The sequence below is a fragment of the Maritimimonas sp. 2205BS37-2 genome (genome assembly GCF_056591755.1).
Genome location: NZ_JBWQOI010000003.1, coordinates 391,700 through 409,406 on the forward strand (window position 1 = coordinate 391,700; position 17,707 = coordinate 409,406).

At 34.0% G+C, this 17,707-nt stretch carries 20 protein-coding genes; 10 read left to right on the top strand and 10 right to left on the bottom strand.

Annotated elements, in window-relative coordinates:
* The first annotated feature begins 3 nt into the window (after positions 1-3).
* Entirely contained in the window at positions 4-3,132 is a 3,129-nt protein-coding gene (locus AC1EUU_RS14805) for a VPS10 domain-containing protein (RefSeq protein ID WP_480202223.1), read from the top strand.
* A gap of 221 nt (positions 3,133-3,353) precedes the next feature.
* Here AC1EUU_RS14805 and AC1EUU_RS14810 read toward each other — a convergent pair whose 3' ends face one another.
* The 7 genes from AC1EUU_RS14810 to AC1EUU_RS14840 all read right to left on the bottom strand — a co-directional run bounded on the left by AC1EUU_RS14810 (position 3,354) and on the right by AC1EUU_RS14840 (position 7,828).
* On the bottom strand, positions 3,354-3,602 hold the full coding sequence (locus tag AC1EUU_RS14810; protein WP_480202224.1) for a hypothetical protein: 249 nt from the start codon (positions 3,600-3,602) through the stop codon (positions 3,354-3,356).
* Positions 3,603-3,929 carry a nucleotide pyrophosphohydrolase gene (locus AC1EUU_RS14815; RefSeq protein ID WP_480202225.1) on the bottom strand — a complete coding sequence of 109 codons (327 nt, stop codon included), beginning with the start codon at positions 3,927-3,929 and terminating at the stop codon, positions 3,603-3,605.
* 1 nt (position 3,930) lies between these two features.
* Positions 3,931-4,449 (bottom strand): signal peptidase II, encoded by a 519-nt coding sequence (gene lspA, locus AC1EUU_RS14820; RefSeq protein WP_480202226.1) that lies wholly within the window; start codon positions 4,447-4,449, stop codon positions 3,931-3,933.
* 20 nt (positions 4,450-4,469) lie between these two features.
* Positions 4,470-5,099 carry a leucyl/phenylalanyl-tRNA--protein transferase gene (gene aat, locus AC1EUU_RS14825; RefSeq protein ID WP_480202227.1) on the bottom strand — a complete coding sequence of 210 codons (630 nt, stop codon included), beginning with the start codon at positions 5,097-5,099 and terminating at the stop codon, positions 4,470-4,472.
* Positions 5,100-6,476, bottom strand: a complete 1,377-nt coding sequence (locus AC1EUU_RS14830; RefSeq protein ID WP_480202228.1) for a short-chain fatty acid transporter — start codon at positions 6,474-6,476, stop codon at positions 5,100-5,102.
* A gap of 109 nt (positions 6,477-6,585) precedes the next feature.
* Positions 6,586-6,960, bottom strand: coding sequence for a DUF3127 domain-containing protein (locus AC1EUU_RS14835; RefSeq protein ID WP_480202229.1), 375 nt, complete (start codon positions 6,958-6,960; stop codon positions 6,586-6,588).
* Positions 6,961-6,967: 7 nt separating this feature from the next.
* Complete coding sequence (locus tag AC1EUU_RS14840; RefSeq protein WP_480202230.1) at positions 6,968-7,828, bottom strand: flavin reductase family protein; 861 nt, start codon at positions 7,826-7,828, stop codon at positions 6,968-6,970.
* Between the two features lie 99 nt (positions 7,829-7,927).
* On the opposite strand from AC1EUU_RS14840, the gene AC1EUU_RS14845 reads away from it, so the two are divergent.
* Positions 7,928-9,106 carry a sensor histidine kinase gene (locus AC1EUU_RS14845; protein ID WP_480202231.1) on the top strand — a complete coding sequence of 393 codons (1,179 nt, stop codon included), beginning with the start codon at positions 7,928-7,930 and terminating at the stop codon, positions 9,104-9,106.
* A gap of 43 nt (positions 9,107-9,149) precedes the next feature.
* Here AC1EUU_RS14845 and AC1EUU_RS14850 read toward each other — a convergent pair whose 3' ends face one another.
* Together AC1EUU_RS14850 and greA are read right to left on the bottom strand one after the other, a co-directional pair.
* Positions 9,150-9,539 carry an HIT family protein gene (locus AC1EUU_RS14850; protein WP_480202232.1) on the bottom strand — a complete coding sequence of 130 codons (390 nt, stop codon included), beginning with the start codon at positions 9,537-9,539 and terminating at the stop codon, positions 9,150-9,152.
* Complete coding sequence (greA, locus tag AC1EUU_RS14855) at positions 9,539-10,015, bottom strand: transcription elongation factor GreA (RefSeq protein ID WP_480202233.1); 477 nt, start codon at positions 10,013-10,015, stop codon at positions 9,539-9,541. The genes AC1EUU_RS14850 and greA overlap by 1 nt, the downstream gene beginning before the upstream one ends.
* A gap of 131 nt (positions 10,016-10,146) precedes the next feature.
* Between greA and AC1EUU_RS14860 the strand changes: the two genes are divergently transcribed.
* From AC1EUU_RS14860 to AC1EUU_RS14890, 7 genes are all read left to right on the top strand, one after another.
* Positions 10,147-10,563 (top strand): Rieske (2Fe-2S) protein, encoded by a 417-nt coding sequence (locus AC1EUU_RS14860; RefSeq protein WP_480202234.1) that lies wholly within the window; start codon positions 10,147-10,149, stop codon positions 10,561-10,563.
* Between the two features lie 48 nt (positions 10,564-10,611).
* On the top strand, positions 10,612-11,772 hold the full coding sequence (locus AC1EUU_RS14865) for a 5-(carboxyamino)imidazole ribonucleotide synthase (protein ID WP_480202235.1): 1,161 nt from the start codon (positions 10,612-10,614) through the stop codon (positions 11,770-11,772).
* A gap of 96 nt (positions 11,773-11,868) precedes the next feature.
* Positions 11,869-12,666: a DUF2797 domain-containing protein gene (locus AC1EUU_RS14870; RefSeq protein WP_480202236.1), complete on the top strand. Its 798-nt coding sequence runs from the start codon at positions 11,869-11,871 to the stop codon at positions 12,664-12,666.
* A gap of 310 nt (positions 12,667-12,976) precedes the next feature.
* Complete coding sequence (locus AC1EUU_RS14875) at positions 12,977-13,660, top strand: hypothetical protein (RefSeq protein ID WP_480202237.1); 684 nt, start codon at positions 12,977-12,979, stop codon at positions 13,658-13,660.
* An 8-nt stretch (positions 13,661-13,668) separates the two neighbouring features.
* The gene (locus AC1EUU_RS14880) at positions 13,669-14,346 is read left to right on the top strand and encodes a hypothetical protein (protein ID WP_480202238.1); all 678 of its coding nucleotides are present in this window, start codon (positions 13,669-13,671) and stop codon (positions 14,344-14,346) included.
* Positions 14,347-14,633: 287 nt separating this feature from the next.
* Positions 14,634-15,320 (top strand): sensor histidine kinase, encoded by a 687-nt coding sequence (locus tag AC1EUU_RS14885; protein WP_480202239.1) that lies wholly within the window; start codon positions 14,634-14,636, stop codon positions 15,318-15,320.
* Positions 15,307-15,948, top strand: coding sequence for a response regulator (locus tag AC1EUU_RS14890; RefSeq protein ID WP_480202240.1), 642 nt, complete (start codon positions 15,307-15,309; stop codon positions 15,946-15,948). Before AC1EUU_RS14885 ends, AC1EUU_RS14890 begins: the two co-directional genes overlap by 14 nt.
* Positions 15,949-15,963: 15 nt before the next feature.
* On the opposite strand, the gene AC1EUU_RS14895 is transcribed toward AC1EUU_RS14890, so the two are convergent.
* Entirely contained in the window at positions 15,964-16,689 is a 726-nt protein-coding gene (locus tag AC1EUU_RS14895; protein WP_480202241.1) for a queuosine precursor transporter, read from the bottom strand.
* A gap of 69 nt (positions 16,690-16,758) precedes the next feature.
* On the opposite strand from AC1EUU_RS14895, the gene fabD reads away from it, so the two are divergent.
* Entirely contained in the window at positions 16,759-17,655 is an 897-nt protein-coding gene (gene fabD / locus AC1EUU_RS14900; RefSeq protein WP_480202242.1) for an ACP S-malonyltransferase, read from the top strand.
* The last annotated feature ends 52 nt before the right edge of the window (positions 17,656-17,707 follow it).

A 17,707-nucleotide genomic window follows, 5' to 3' on the forward strand; every position in this document is an offset into this window, starting at 1 on the left:
ATCATGAACAAAACAATCTTACTGTTTGTTAGCCTCCTATTTTTAACAGGATATTCAAGCGAAGCCCAAAAGTACAAAAGAAAAAAACAACAAAACACACTAAATTTTGAACAAAATTTTTACGATGCAATGCAATGGCGTAACATTGGCCCGTTTCGAGGAGGGCGGTCTGCAGCGGTAACAGGTGTACCCAATAAAGCAAACCTTTTTTACTTTGGTGCAACTGGCGGTGGTGTTTGGCGCACCACTGATGCTGGAAATACCTGGGAAAATATTTCTGATGGTTCATTTGGCGGATCTGTTGGAGCAGTTGCCGTAAGTGAATGGGATAATAACGTAATCTATGTAGGTAATGGTGAAAAAACAGTTCGAGGAAATGTATCATCGGGAGATGGCATTTGGAAATCTGTAGATGCGGGTAAAACCTGGAAACATATGGGACTAAAAAATTCTAGACATATTCCAAGGATACGCATTCACCCTAAAAACCCCGATATAGTTTATGCTGCCGTACTGGGAGACCTCTATAAATCGTCTAGTGAACGTGGTGTCTATAAATCTATTGATGGAGGCACTAATTGGAAACGTGTTTTATTTGCAAATAAAGATGCCGGAGCCGTTGATCTAATTATTGATCCAAACAACCCAAGAATTTTATATGCAAGTACCTGGAAGATACGTCGTACACCATATAGCTTATCAAGTGGAGGTGAAGGTTCTGCTTTATGGAAAAGTACTGACGCCGGAGAAACGTGGACAAATATTTCGGCCAACGAAGGCTTACCAAAAGGTCTTTGGGGAATTTCAGGCGTGTCTGTATCTCCAGTCAATTCTGATATTGTATATGCCATTATTGAAAATAAAAATGGTGGTGTTTACAAATCTCTTGATGCTGGTAAAACCTGGAAATTAATCAATAAAGAACGTAAATTACGTCAACGAGCATGGTACTATACCCGTATTTATGCTGATACACAAGATGAAAACATAGTCTATGTATTAAATGTTCGTTACCATAGGTCAACAGATGGTGGAAAAACATATAAAACTTATAATGCCCCACATGGAGATCATCACGATCTATGGATCGCTCCAGAAGATAATAAGCGGATGGTTATTGGTGATGATGGCGGTGCTCAGGTAAGTTTTGATGCCGGGGAAAATTGGACCACTTACCATAATCAACCCACATCGCAGTTTTATCGGGTAGCTACAGATAATCATTTTCCGTATAGAATTTATGGAGCTCAACAAGACAATTCTACTGTTCGTATTGCTCATAGAACCAATGGTCGTTTTATCACCGAACGCGATTGGGAATCTACGGCAGGTGGAGAAAGTGCGCACATTGCGGTAGACCCAACCAATAATGATATTGTATATGGTGGTAGTTATGGTGGTTTTTTAACACGTGTAAATCACAAGACTAAAGAAGTTCGTGCAATTAATGTTTGGCCTGATGATCCAATGGGTCATGGCGCTGAAGATTTTAAATATCGCTTTCAATGGAACTTTCCTATTTTCTTTTCACCAAACAATCCTAAAAAATTATATGCTGCTTCTAATCATCTCCACCTTACAACCAATGAAGGGCAATCATGGGAAGTTATAAGTCCGGATCTTACAAGAAATGATCCTAAAACATTAGGTCCTTCGGGTGGCCCAATTACTAAAGATAATACAGGTGTTGAGTATTATGGAACAATTTTCGCAGCAGTAGAATCACCATATGAAAAAGACCTAATCTGGACAGGGTCTGATGATGGTTTAGTTTATATTTCAAAAAATGCAGGTAAAGATTGGATAAATGTTACACCTAAAAACATGCCCGAATGGATGATGATCAATTGCGTTGAAGTTGATCCTTTTACAAAAGGAGGCGCCTATATTATTGGCACCAAGTATAAAACCGGAGATTATAAGCCATACATTTATAAAACTACTAATTATGGAAATACATGGAAACTAATCACTAATGGAATAGGTAATGAAGATTTCACGCGCGCACTACGTGCGGACCCGCAACGTAAAGGTTTACTCTATGCCGGAACCGAGCGCGGCATGTATGTAAGTTTTGATGACGGTATTAGCTGGTCTAAATTTCAATTGAATTTACCAATCGTTCCCATTACCGATTTAGCAATTAAAAACAATAACCTAATTGCCGCTACGCAAGGGCGTTCATTTTGGGTGATAGATGATCTAACCCCATTGCATCAGTTAAGTAGAGATTTAACAAATCAAGAATTCTTTTTGTTTAAACCAACAGATAGCTATCGAATTAATGGTGGCGGTGGTGCCACTTCTAAAACCAGTGGACAAAATCATCACGGAGGTGTTGCTGTGAATTTTTATTTAAAAGACACCGCAAAAGCAGATACTATTTCGCTTTCCTTTTTTGACAAGGACAAGAATCTTATTAAAAAATATTCTACACATGCCAATAAAGATAAAAAAGAGGAGCAATTAAAGGTTAAAAAAGGAAGTAATGTTTTTTATTGGAATATGCTTTATCCAGATGCTGAAAAAGTAAAAGGTATGATATTATGGTGGGCATCTTTAAGCGGTCCAAAAGCCTTACCAGGAAATTATTATGTAGAGCTTTCAAAAAATGGCAATAAAAAATCAGAAGAGTTTACCATATTAAAAGATCCAAGAACGAAAGCTACAAATGAAGATATGAAGGCTCAATTTGATTTCATTACTGAAGTTAGAGATAAGTTAACCGAAATACACAAAGCCTTAAAAAATGTAAAAAAGGTGAGAAACAAGATTAGTGATTTAAAAAAATCTTTAGACAAAGAAAAGCATAAAGAGCTGCTAGATTTCGCAACTAATATTTCAAAAGAAGTCACTAAAATAGAAAATAATCTATACCAAACTAAGAGTAAGAGTCGTCAAGATCCGCTAAACTTCCCAATTAAGCTTAATAATAAGTTAGGGCATTTAAACTCTCTGTCCAGCATAGGTAATTATCGCCCTACAAACCAATCAATTGAATTTAAAAATGAAATTGTAAAAGAAATTGACAAAGAATTGGCGGCTTTGTATAAAATCTTTGATAATGATATAAAAGAATTAAATAAACGAGTAAAGGAAAGTGCGGTAGACTTAATTCAATTAAACGATTAACAGGAGGTTGTCATTTCGAAGGGATGTGAGAAATCTAGATTTCTAATCATTACTAGTGACTCCAATCGAATTGACAATCATTTTTTGGCGTCATTCTGAATTTATTTCGGAATCTCAATAAAAAGAAATCTAAGAATTTTTTAGGAGCGCTTAAACAAGTTTTGATTGACAAATTCATAATTAACTTATTAGGTTCAATCAAAAATGTTCTAAAATGACTTTTATTTCATGTTTCTATTTATGACCCAAATGCCATAAAGAATACTAATAATTAATTTGGTAACAAAGAAACGCACCCAATTACCATCCGCAAAATTTTCGGCGTAAATTGCATTCGTATCAAACTTTAAAATATCAGAAAAGCTATTGATTAATAATGAAATAATTATGAGCAAAATGAAAAATAATATTGAAACGCGAAATACATGTTTCCAAAATTGTGAAGTCTTTATATTTTCTAAAAAGGTCATTTATTTTAGTTTTTCATTATTGTGATGTCGATCATGATCTCGTTTTGCTTTGATGTTTAATTTTTTATCAAAAGATTCTTGAAGGTCTACACCCGTTTGATTAGCTAAACAAAGTACCACAAACAATACATCAGCTAACTCTTCTCCTAAATCTTTATTCTTATCTGACTCTTTTTCACTTTGTTCTCCATACCGTCGAGCTATAATTCTTGCTACTTCACCAACCTCTTCGGTTAGTTGAGCCATATTAGTAAGTTCATTAAAGTATCGAACGCCATGATTCTTAATCCATTCGTCTACAGCAGCCTGTGCATTCTTTATATCCATTTTATGCAATATTTTCTTCTAAATGTGTGTCATTCTTTTTTCCAAAAAGAGAATAAATCAATACGATTAAAGTACCGAACACTATGGATACATCTGCCATATTGAAGATCTCGGTATTAAAAAATCCAAGATCTACATACATAAAATCGGTAACAGAGCCATAAGCTATTCTATCAAAAACGTTTCCGATACCACCGCCTATGATAAAGCAAAATCCAAAGATTACTTCTCGAGAATATCCCTTTTTTGTCAATAGCATTCCTAATAAAATAAGCAGTACTATGGCAGGAATTGCCTGCAGAATTATCAATTTCATAATCGGGCTCAAATCAGCACCTAAACTATAAGCCGCCCCTCTATTTTCTACTTTTGTAAGTATCAAATTGTGCTTAATTACAGAAATACGTTCGAATTCATCAATCTTTTTTCGCACAATTCGCTTTGAAATCTGGTCACAGCCTACATTTAAAAAAACGAGGCTTAAAATCACGATAATTCTAGTAATTGGTTTAAGGGTCATCTTCTTATATCAAAAGAGTGTCAAAGGTACTTTAAAAATTCTTTCCTTGGTATTTCTCGGGCTCCTAAACTTGCCAAATGCTCATTATAAACCTGGCAATCAACAAGTTTATAATTATTCTTTTTTAAATGTTCAACCAAATAAATAAAGGCAAACTTCGAAGTATTTGAAACTTTACTAAACATACTTTCACCACAAAATATTGTTTTTAAGTCAACTCCGTATAAACCCCCAACCAGTTCTTTGCCCTGCCATACTTCTACAGATTTTGCCCAACCAGCTTTATGTAAGTTAATATACGCTTGTTTCATCTCATCGGTAATCCAAGTACCAGACTGTCCTTTTCTATTGATCGTTTTACAATTCTCTATGACTTTTTCAAAATAAGAATTATATGTTATTGAAAATGTTTCTTTACGGAGGGTTTGATGCATACTTTTTGAAATTTTTAGCTCATTTGGAAATAACACCATTCTCGGATCTGGGCTATACCAAATAATAGGATCATTTTCAGCATACCAAGGGAAAATTCCACTTTTATAGGCCAGCTGTAGTCGTTGTACAGAAAGATCACCCCCAATGGCCAAAATTCCTTCTACCGAAGCATTTTCAACAGGTGGAAACCATAATTTATCTGAAAACAAATACATTTAAAAAAGTAATAAACCTAAGATATAAATAGCCGTTCCAATAAACATTAATAACAACGTATATGGTAAAATTTCCTTGGCTTTTAGTTTTGTTATTCCTAGCAACGGAAGAGCCCAAAATGGTTGTAGCATATTGGTAATTTGATCGCCGTAAGCTAAGGCCATAATTGCCTTGGGTAGCGGCACCCCGAGCTTTAAAGCTGACTCAATAATAATTGGGCCTTGAACTGCCCATTGTCCACCTCCGCTAGGCACAAAAATATTTACTAACCCCGCACTAAAAAAAGTGAAAATTGGCATTGTGGTTTCATTGGCAACCGATGCAAAAAAATCTGAGATTTGGTTGACCATGCCAGTACTTTTCATAATCCCCATTATACCAAAATACAATGGAAATTGAATTAAAATACCCGAAGTTCCTTTAATAGCTTCCTCTACAGCATTTAAGAAACTTTTAAAACTTCCATGCAGTACTATTGCGAGCCCAATCATAAAAAAATTAAGCATATTGGGAGTAATAATAAAATTGAGTAATTTTTGCCAATACTGATAGGTAAAACCAATCAAGATAACAACTCCAAAAAGCACTGCAAACCATTTAGAATAATCTAATTTTTCAGCACCTTCCAGAGCTTCAGCATACTCTGATTCAAATTGATATTCGGGTAAATTTAAAGATGTTGGCGCTGCTCTTTTTGCAAGAATCTTTAGAAAGAAAGGAATTACAACTAATAGTACAACAAAGATCACTAGGTTCCACCAGCTAAAAATAGTGCTATAAGTAGATACAATATCTGGAAGTTGATTTATTATGGTAGTTTCAGAAATGCCCTGCATCAATTCATTAAGGTGCCCAGATTCTGCCACTTTCAATGGTGCAGAACCGCTCATACCGCCATGCCATACCATTAAACCCACGTAACCAGAAGCACCAATTAAAGGATAATTAATTTTTATTGCATTCTTTTGCGCATGCTCTCCAACTTTACGTGCTAAAATAGCGCCAAATATCAACCCCAAACCCCAGTTGAAAAAAGAAACCAACATAGTAGTTACACTTACTAAAACAACGGCATTTTGTGTATTTGTAACAAGGTTTGTGATTTTAGAAATCAACCAACTCATAGGTTTACTTAATACCAATACATGACCCAATACTAGAATAAGCATCATTTGATAAGCAAATACAAGTAGGCTATTATTCCAAATACCATTTTCCCAATGCGATAAAATATTCAAAAAGTGATTACCGTTGCCTTCACTTTCTGTAAACAGCAATGCTATTAGCATTGTAAATAGCGTTAATAAGATGGCAATAGTAAACGGAGAAGGCAAATAACGTTTAAACAGAGTTTCAATGGTCTTAGTAATATGCATCTTAACGAGTAATTAAAACTGAAAAATAGTCTTTTTTGTGCAATAAAAAAGGCTTCTTAACGAAGCCCTAATTTATTCTTGATTTATTATTAACTAGATATACTATTCTTTAGAATGGTAAATCATCTGGTTCACTATCATTAACATTATCAGCAGGTTCAAAAGCATCTACAGCTTCAATTGGCGGCATATCGGTAGGAGCATTTGCTTGTAACTTTTCTATGCGCCATCCTTGAATTGAATTAAAGTACTTCGCTTCTCCTTCAGGATTAATCCATTCTCTTCCACGTAAATTAATACTTACTTTCACATCCTCTCCTGGTTGAAAATTATTCAAAACATCACATTTATCTTGAACAAATTCTACTAATAACATTTGAGGATATTGCTCATCGGTTGTTATAACCATTTCACGTTTTCTAAATCCGCTTGCTCCGTAAGTTTTAGTTTCGTCTATCTTTTTTATTTTTCCGGTAATCTCCATAAATTATTTAATTTATCAAAAGTACTTTCCACGCACTTTCTACATCGTTATTATCTAAAAATTCTTTCGCAAATGTATGTTTTTCTTGGGTGTTTAACCCTTTATACTTCGGATTATCGATTGCAAAGTTATCAACATCTTGTTGATTAGGTAATGACTCAACATTACCTAACATTCCTAAATTATTTCCGGTAAGGGTATCACTATTTTTTATTTCATTTGGAATCTGATCTACACCTATACCTAAAGTACTTAATGGTTTAGGGATTTCAAAAAAACCCGTATTGGCTCGAGAATAATAGCTGCCTCCTGCCCTTGCTACTAAATCCAATTTATGCTGATCAATACGCTTATTTTCATTTAAGACATCTAAACTAATGTGCAGTTTCAATACTTCACATATTATTAAATTTCCAGCGCCACCTTCATCTCCCAACTGTATTATATCATTTACTGTGCATTCAAATTGCACCGGTGATTCTGCTACACGAAATGGTTTCACCTTATCTGATGGCAACATCGTAAACCCTGCTTTTTCAAACTCATTAACTCCTTTAGGATATTCTGTACTAGATAAAGACATTTGCTGAACAATAGCGTGATTTACCACATTAATGACCACCTCTTTAATCTTAAGAGCATTTTCTAAGGTATGCTTTACAGTATTATCTCGAACACGTCGTGCAGGCGAAAAGATCATAATTGGTGGGTTTGCGCTAAAAACATTAAAAAAGCTAAATGGCGATAGATTTGGGTTACCATCTTCATCAATTGTACTTGCAAAAGCAATAGGTCTAGGAGCTACAGAACTCAATAAATAACCGTGCAATTGGGCTGTTGAAATATCTTTCGGATCGATACTAAGCATGTTCTCAAATTTTGAATGATAAAAGTAATTAATAAACATTGATTATAATATCATTTTATTTTTTTAGTTATATCGAGAGATAATTCTATATTTGTTAAAATGAATCTCCCTCATAATAAGACCTTACTTCGATGGACACTCATTATTGCTGCATTTTTAGTAGTTGCACTTATTTTGTGGAATACAAATATTTTCTTTCAGAAATTTAAGCAAGAAGAGCGGGCAAAAATGGAAGTTTTAGCTACTGCTCTTGAAAACATGAGTAAGGCCGATCTTGACGTAGACATTACCTTAGAAAGTAAAATCATAGAGAGTAATAAAAATATTCCTATGATTTTAACCGATGTAGACGGTAAAATTGATCGATGGGGTAATCTAGAATTTGAAAGACAAGAGAATTTTAATGACTTACCTACCGATAGGCGAATTTATTTGACGAAGCAATTAGCAACTATGAAAAGTCAGAATAAGCCGCTGGTGGTAAGAAATGACAATGAGGTTATTTATTATGTTTATTATAGAGATTCAGACATCTTAAAAAAATTACAATATTACCCATTAGCACTTTTATTAATTCTTTTTCTTTTCGGAACTATTATCTATCTGGTATTTAAATCGAATAAGGTTGCCGAGCAAAATAGACTTTGGGCGGGTATGGCTAAAGAAACGGCTCATCAAATAGGAACTCCTTTGTCTTCTTTATTAGGATGGGTGGAGATACTGCGGATGGAAAATGCCGATGAGGCCACCGTGTCAGAGATAGAAAAAGATGTAGAAAGATTAAATACGATTGCCGATCGATTCTCAAAAATTGGCTCTATCCCTAAACTAGAACGCTACGATATAGTTGAAGAAACTAAGCAAGCCTTTGATTATTATGAATCTCGAAGCTCGAAGTTAATCGATTTTGATTTTGAGGTTGTAAATAAAGAGAAAATCTATGCCATGATTAACCCACAACTCTTCAGTTGGGTTATTGAGAATTTGGTGAAAAATGCCATTGATGCCATGCAAGGTAAAGGTAATATTGATATTCAAATTGGTTCTAAAGATGACAAATTTGTGAAAATTAATGTGACCGATTCTGGAAAGGGTATTTCAAAAAATCTATTTAGAAAAATATTTGACCCGGGCTATACTACAAAAAAACGTGGCTGGGGTTTAGGCCTTTCTCTTACCAAACGTATCATAGAAGACTATCACGACGGTCGTGTTTATGTAGAAAAATCAGAATTGGGTAAAGGCACAACCTTCACGGTGCTTTTAAAAGAGTTATAAAATTATAACTGAAATACTTTACCAAGAACTTTTAATGAATCCTTTATAAGTTGGCAGCAATTGCGCTCGCCGTTGCTTGGAATTCTTCTTTCGTTAAACTCACTTTATGCTTAAAGTCGATATCAGCCATCGTGTTTAATGGTATTAGATGCACATGTACGTGTGGCACTTCTAACCCGATTACAGACATCCCTACTCGTAAACAAGGAACCGTTTTTTCTAATGCGATAGCCACCCCTCGAGAAAATTCCATCAGTCCGGCATACGTTTCCTTATCTAAATCAAAAATTTTATTTACCTCTTTTTTAGGCACCACCAAGGTATGTCCTTTCGCATTTGGATTAATATCTAAAAAAGCAAAGAAATGCTCATCTTCAGCTACTTTATAACATGGAATCTCACCATTGATAATTTTTGTGAAAATAGAAGCCATTATTCTCTTGTAATATCTAATATTTCAAATTTCATTGTTCCGTTTGGCACATTTACCTCGGCAATATCTCCAACCGATTTCCCTAATAATCCTTTACCAATAGGTGAATTTACCGAAATTTTCCCAGCCTTAAAATCAGATTCAGAATCAGCAACAAGCGTATATTTAAACTCCATATTATTCGCTGTATTCTTAATTTTTACGGTAGACAATGCCAATACCTTTGATGTGTCTAATTGACTTTCGTCTATTACACGTGCGCTAGCCACTACATTCTTTAATTTCGCTATCTTAAACTCCAATAACGATTGTTCTTCCTTTGCAGCGTGATATTCTGCATTTTCACTCAAATCACCTTTATCTCTTGCCTCAGCAATGGCGTTAGAAACACGTGGGCGTTCTACGTGCTCTAAGTGCTCTAGTTCTTCTTTTAATTTTTTTAATCCTTCAGCCGTATAGTATGAAACTTTACTCATAATCCTTATGTTTTAATAAAAAGCAAAAATCCCAGCTCGCATAGCATTTTGAGGTGAGATTCTTGGTGCAAATGTACAAAATATTTTAAATTCTACTCTTAATTAGTAACTTGCAGCCTTTTCCAGCATTTATGAAAAAAATACTTCTAATAGTTTTATTTATAAGCCTTCTAGGTTGTAGTAGCTCAGATGATGGCAATACTCTTTTACCTAATGTTTCTGTAAATTTAACCTTAAACTTAAATCTACCTGCATATCAAGATCTACTTATTAATAATGGTAGTGTTTTTGTACCAGGGCACGGTATTAAAGGTATAATTGTTTTTCGCTTTTCTGAAACCAATATTGTGGCTTGGGAAGCAGCTTGCCCACATATTTCACCAAATCAATGCTCAACGATGCAAATTGTTGGTGTAAAAATGGTTTGTGATTGTGATGATAGTGAATTTTCTATTTTAGATGGTTCTCCTTTGAGCGGTACTGCTTTTGCTGCCAGACAATACAATGCAACTAAAGTTGGCAATACCATTACTATTACCAATTTTTAATTTTTTTACTGTATTTAGGATGCGTATTTTTGCCAAAAAGCAATTGAGGTGAATACGTATTTTTCTTCTGACTTTAAACTAGGAATCCTAGGCGGTGGGCAATTAGGGCGAATGCTCTTAACCGAAACTCAAAAATTTGATATTTATACATTAATACTTGATGCATCAGCACAGGCTCCTTGTAAAGATATTTGCAATGAATTCTATCAAGGGGACTTATTAGATTTTGATACCGTCTATACCTTCGGAAAGAAAGTAGATGTCCTTACCATCGAGATTGAAAATGTAAATGTAGCCGCACTAGAGAAATTAGAAAAAGAGGGTTTAAAAGTGTTTCCATCTTCCAAAACGATCAAAACCATTCAAAATAAAGCTACACAGAAGCTGTTCTATAAAGATCATGCGATCCCTACAGCTAAATTTTCTCGTTTTGCTTTTGCACAAGAAATCAATGATGCTGTTAATAACGGAGGAGTCAATTTTCCTTTTGTATGGAAGAGTGCTCGCTTCGGGTATGACGGTACGGGTGTAAAAATTGTACGCTCTGAAGCCGATCTAAATGAGCTTCCTAATGTTGAATGTATTGTTGAAACATTGATTCCTTTTAAAAATGAACTTGCTGTTATCGTGGCTAGAAACTCTGAAGGTAGTGTAAAAACCCATCCTGTTGTTGAAATGGAATTTCACCCAGAAGCTAATCAGGTAGAATATGTTATTTGTCCTGCTAGAATTCCACAAGAAGTAGCTCAAAAAGCTGAAAAAGTAGCCTTACAAGTCGCAGAAGCGTTTCAACATGTTGGCTTATTAGCTGTTGAGATGTTTCAAACCGAAGAGGACGCTATCCTAGTTAATGAGGTTGCACCAAGACCTCATAATAGTGGACACTATAGTATTGAAGCTTCTTATACAAATCAGTTCGAACAACACCTAAGAGCCATTTTAAATCTGCCATTAGGCGATACTTCAAGTAAAGTTGGTGGTATTATGGTTAATCTAGTTGGAGCCGAAGGTTATACTGGAAATGTTATTTATCAAAACATCGAAGCGCTCTTAAAAATTGATGGTGTTACTCCTCATATTTATGGTAAAAAACGAACGAAACCATTTAGAAAAATGGGGCATGTTACCATTATACATAAAGACATTAATGAGGCTAGAAAAGTAGCCCAACAAGTTAAAGAAACTGTAAAAGTTATTGCCAAAAACTAGTATTTTTACTACGCCAAAAAGTTCAAATTTCAAATTATGAAAAGTGTCATTTTATCAATTTATATTTTGTAATTTGGTGCTTAGAAATTCTTAATTATGGTCTATCAAGGTGTTTTAATAAAAATGAGAACTGAGTTTTTGAGCCCAATACAATATTACCTTAATATGGGTTCAGATTTTATAAATATGAATCAGCTCTTAGACCGTAATATACAATTAGAATTTATAGGTCATCAATGTCTTAATTGTGGTTTAGATAAACCCATTTACAGACAAGGGTTTTGTAAAAGTTGTTTTTATGAAACACCTCGCGCCGGTGACTGGATAATGCGACCTGAACTTAGTACAGCGCATCTCGATAAAGAAGATCGCGATTTGGCCTATGAAAAGGAAATGCAACTACAACCACATATCGTTTACCTAGCGAATTCGAGCAATGTAAAAGTTGGGGTTACGCGCAAACAACAAGTACCCACTCGATGGATCGATCAAGGTGCGCATGAAGCCATAGAAATTGTTGAAGTACCTAATCGTTATTTAGCAGGTATTACCGAGGTTGCCTTAAAAGAACATGTTTCTGACAAAACCAATTGGAGAAAAATGTTGGTAAACAATGTTGAAGATGTAGATCTAAAAGAAGAAAAAGAACGATTATATCCCTTTATCCCAGAAGAAGCGAAAGAATATTACCTTCAAAATGAAGGTAAAGAAACAATTATTGAATTTCCGGTAAAGGCTTATCCAGAAAAGGTAAAGAGTTTAAATTTAGAAAAAACTTCGAGTTACACTGGCATCTTAAAAGGTATAAAAGGACAGTACTTAGTTTTTGAAGATCAAACAGTTTTTAATATTCGCGGAAATGAAGGATTGGTGATACGACTTTCTGTAAATTAAAAAGAAACCTATATTTTAACGTTTAGTTTTTCATAGCAAATTACCCACCTTAGATCGTTTTAATACCGAACGTTTTCTTTTTCATAGAAGTTTTTGTGAGTGCCAAAATATAGATTCCTTTTACTAACCCAAATAATTAACTTTTTAAAAATTTACAGGACAAAGTTGCGCAAATGGCTAGTGTCATTCAAGAGGTAATTTCCTAAATCTACACAGGTTTTTTCCGCATAGAAAAAGGGTGATTTTCCCCTTTTCTAGTGTGAGTAATTATTGGTACTTTGCAGATACGTAATCCTAAATCATCATAATTATGAAAACCTTAAAAAGAATTCTCCCTAGACCAAAAACCAAAATTATTGCTATGGCTTTAATGGCATTAACCACTTTTGTGCTATTTCAATCGTGTAGCCAACAGCAACAACATGAAGATGGTATCACCGAAGATGATATAAAAAAAATGAAAGACGAACATATTATTTCACTTGACGAAGCAGTAAAAATGTATAATAAATATACAGACGATCGAGCAAAAATTTTAAAAGACACGCTTCGAAAGAAATATAAAGACGATAAGTTTAAAATTACCCGTATGGTATGGATAGATATCAAAGCGATGCGTGCTTATTTAAAATATTTAGAAAATAACGCTGATGAGGCCGAAGGCCTGGCCTTTTACTTTGGTGTGAATAATGAAAAGAAAGGTTTGAAAAATGAAGCTGAAAAAGAGAAAAATGATAAAAAGAAAAATCATGAGACTTTTTTTATAGCACCTACTATATCTAACGAAGTAGAAGGTCAAACTGTCCAATCCGGCTATACTGTTGATGAAAAAGGGAATAGAATATTTTTATATACAAAATATTCTTCTAATGGAAACCCTTCTTATTCAACAGATAAGAACCCTCAAAAAGCTAGTTTTTTTAGCTTACCACCAGGTGAAGAAGGGTATTTGTTTAACGATGGTAGAGAAAACCCACCTTATCCTGATAATTAAATACAAAATTGAGTATATATAAATTTACAGACATTATTTCCTTCTGCCAGGTATTGGCTGCGGTAGTTGGTACAATATATTTTTTTAAGTACAAGAATACATCAATAAAGTATTTCTTATTCCTCCTATGGTATATTGTACTAACTGATTTTTTATCATTATATGCGAGTAAGACCGGGTTCCTAATTTTTTATACAGACGAAAATGGAATTAGATATACAACTTGGTTCTATAATCTATTGCGCTTTGTTACTTTTACTACATTGTTTTATATCTATCATGGTTATTTAGAAACAATAAAGTTTAAGAAATTGATTAAAATCTTTGCTGTAATTTATATAGTGATATATTGTTTTAACTGGATTATTTTTCAAAATTTTATAAAGCAAAGCTCTGAGACTCCAAGAATTGTTGGTTCTATTTTCTTAATATGTAGCATCATTTTTTATTTTATTGAACTCTTAAGATCTGAAAAAATAACTGTCTTTCACAGACAGTTACTCTTTTGGATAAGTGTAGGGCTACTTTTATTTTATGCGGGAACCATTCCTTTTGCGCTCAAAAGAAATGGCTATGCATTAATTCCAGGGGTACATGATCTTTTCTTAATTGTTTATATACTAGCAATAGCTATGTATTTAATATTCACATTTGGTTTTATATGGAGCAAGAAGGAACAACAATAATCATACTAGTTAGCACTATTGTAGTATTGGTATTTGCCATTGCTATGATAGTGCTATTTGGCATTTTTCATCGAATAAAAAATAAATTGCTTATTGATAATAAAACACTACGTGAGATTATTAAAAGTAAATTACCTTCTTTTAATATTTAAGACAATACATTTAGTAACTTAGTCTTCGATATGGATACGGGAGACAATACATTAGTCATTATAATCACTACATTAATGGTGATACTTTTTATTATCGTTATTGTTGTAATCTTCAGTGTTTTTCAAAACAGAAAAATGAAGTTTCTTTTAGAAAAACGCGCTGATGAAATACGTTTTGAAGAAGAGATCATTAAATCACGATTAGAAACTCAAGAACAAATACTTCAAAATATTAGCTGGGAGCTACATGATAATGTAGGGCAACTCCTGTCAGTAGCCAAAATGCAGCTAAACATGCTACAGCCTAATGTGGCGAGTGGTCAAAAAAATATTCTGGATGAAACCGGCGATATTATATCAAAAAGTTTACAAGAAATTCGTACGCTTTCTAAATTGTTAAATCCGGAAACTGTTAGAAATATGGGTTTAGAAGAAGCTCTCGAATTAGAATTACAACGATTTAATCGTATGAACTTTTTAGAAGCTACTTTAACCATTGAAGGAGCTCAGAAGAGTCTTAATGAAAAAAATGAAACGATTCTGTTTAGAATCTTACAAGAATTCTTATCGAATTCTGTGAAACATGCCAGAGCTAAATCTTTAGATGTAACTCTTAATTATCGAGACGATCACTTAACTATTACCGCTAAAGATTCGGGCGTAGGATTTGAAGAAGATGAAATAAATAAAGGTTCTGGACTTATTAATATGAAAAGTCGTGCAAAGCTGATCGGTGCAGAATTTTTGCTAACATCTAAAAAAAATAAAGGTGTAACTTTAACCTTAAACTATCCTTATAAACAAGTGTATGAAAAAGCATAATGTAGTAATTGTAGATGATCATTTATTGTTCGCTCAGTCATTAAAAGGACTCGTAGATTCTTTTGAAGAGTTTAACGTGTTGTATCATGCTGTGAACGGGCAAGATCTGATCGATAAATTAAATACAATATCCAATAACCCGGATGTTATTTTAATGGATGTGAAAATGCCTGTTTTAAATGGTGTAGAAACAACAGCTTGGTTGAAGAAAAATAGGCCTTCAATTAAGGTATTAGCATTGTCAATGGAAGACGATGAGAACTTAATCATAAAAATGATAAAAAATGGAGCAAGAGGCTATCTCTTAAAAGATATTCACCCCGATGAACTTAAAATGGCCTTATCGGAGGTTATAGAAGAAGGTTTTTATCACACAAAGCATGTTTCAAAGACCTTACAAAAATCGTTTAATCATGAAATTAAGGATAGCTCTCAGCTATCAGATAATGAAATGCAATTCCTTAAACTGGCATGTACAGAAAGAACCTATAAAGAAATTGCTGAAATTATGAATCTAAGCCCTAAAACAATAGATGGCTATAGAGATACTTTATTCAAAAAAGTAGGGATAAAAAGCAGAACTGGCTTGGTGTTATATGCTATTAAAAAAGGCTATTATCAAGTTTAAATTCATAATGGCTAATTAGAGCCCTTTAATCTCTTCAGTAATTTTATCTTCTTTAAATAGGTCAATCTCCTCACCTACTTTCAGATTAAACTTTTTGCGCAATTGAAATACAAAAAAGTAAAGCAATGGAGTATCTAAAGCTGCTACTACTACTTTAAACAAAAAGCCACTTAACAGAAGTGTATAAAAAATATCCCATGGTAAAACGCCAAAAGAACAAAGCAATAGTAAAACGGTTAAGGTATCAATAAACTGAGAGGTAAATGTTGAAAAGTTGTTTCTCAACCATAGATGTTTACCATTAGTAAGTGCTTTCCAATAATGAAAAATCCGTATGTCTATAAACTGTGCAAATAGATAAGCTAACATCGATGCCAGCACTGCCAATGGAGACAATCCAAATACCTTGGTAAATATTTCATTGTTGACGGGAGAACTATCAATCGCAGGAACTTCATTGGCTACATAAATAATCAACATCGAAAAAACAGAGGCAAATATTCCGGCCACAACAACTTCATTCGCTCTTTTTTTTCCATATACCTCAGAAACAATATCAGTAATTAAAAATGTAATTGGGTAAGGCAAAATTCCAACCGAAATTTCAAATCGAAATAACCCAAAGGGATTCCAATAAAAGAATTTCTGAAAAATTAAGTTTGATGCTACTAATGATGCTATAAATAGTGCCACAAGCACTAAATAAATTCGGTAGGCAGACTTTCGTTGTTGAGTGTTCATAGTTTAAGGCACTAAAATATAAAATTAGTGTAAAATGCCTACTTTTGCAGTAAAACAAAAATAAACCTTATGCACGCATATATTTTTCCGGGTCAAGGCGCCCAATTTTCAGGGATGGGCTTAGATTTATATGAAAAATCTCCATTGGCCCAAGAATTATTTGAACAAGCAAATGATATTCTTGGTTTTTCAATTACCGATATTATGTTTGAAGGTAGTGATGAAGATCTTAAGCAAACGAAAGTTACTCAACCTGCCATTTTTTTACATTCAGTAGTTTTAGCAAAGACCTTAGGCGATACTTTTAATCCCGATATGGTTGCAGGTCATTCTTTGGGAGAATTTTCTGCTTTAGTAGCCAATAATACATTAGATTTTGAATCGGCATTAAAATTAGTTTCTCAACGTGCAATAGCCATGCAAAAAGCCTGTGAATTACAGCCATCAACTATGGCCGCAGTACTTGGTTTAGATGATGATATTGTAGAGAAAATTTGTGCAACAACCGAAGGAACCGTTGTAGCCGCAAACTATAATTGCCCTGGACAATTAGTAATTTCAGGTGAAATTGATGCCATAAACAAAGCTTGTGAATCTTTAACTGCTGAAGGAGCACGTCGTGCTTTAGTATTACCAGTTGGAGGAGCATTTCACTCTCCGTTAATGGAACCTGCGAGAGAAGAATTAGCAGATGCCATCGAAAATACCGCTTTTAATGAACCAACATGTCCGATATATCAAAACGTAACTGCCAGTGCTGTACATTCGGCATCAGAGATTAAAAACAACCTAATTGCGCAACTTACCGCTCCGGTGAAATGGACACAGTCTATACAACAAATGATTGCAGATGGCGCTACTCAGTTCACAGAAGTAGGTCCGGGAAAAGTTTTACAAGGATTAATGCGAAAAATAGATAGAAATGTAACCGCTAATGGTGCAACTTTCGAAGAAGCAGCGTCGTAATATAAAATAGCATATTCCTTAGCTCTAATTTAAAGGAATATTAGAACATTCT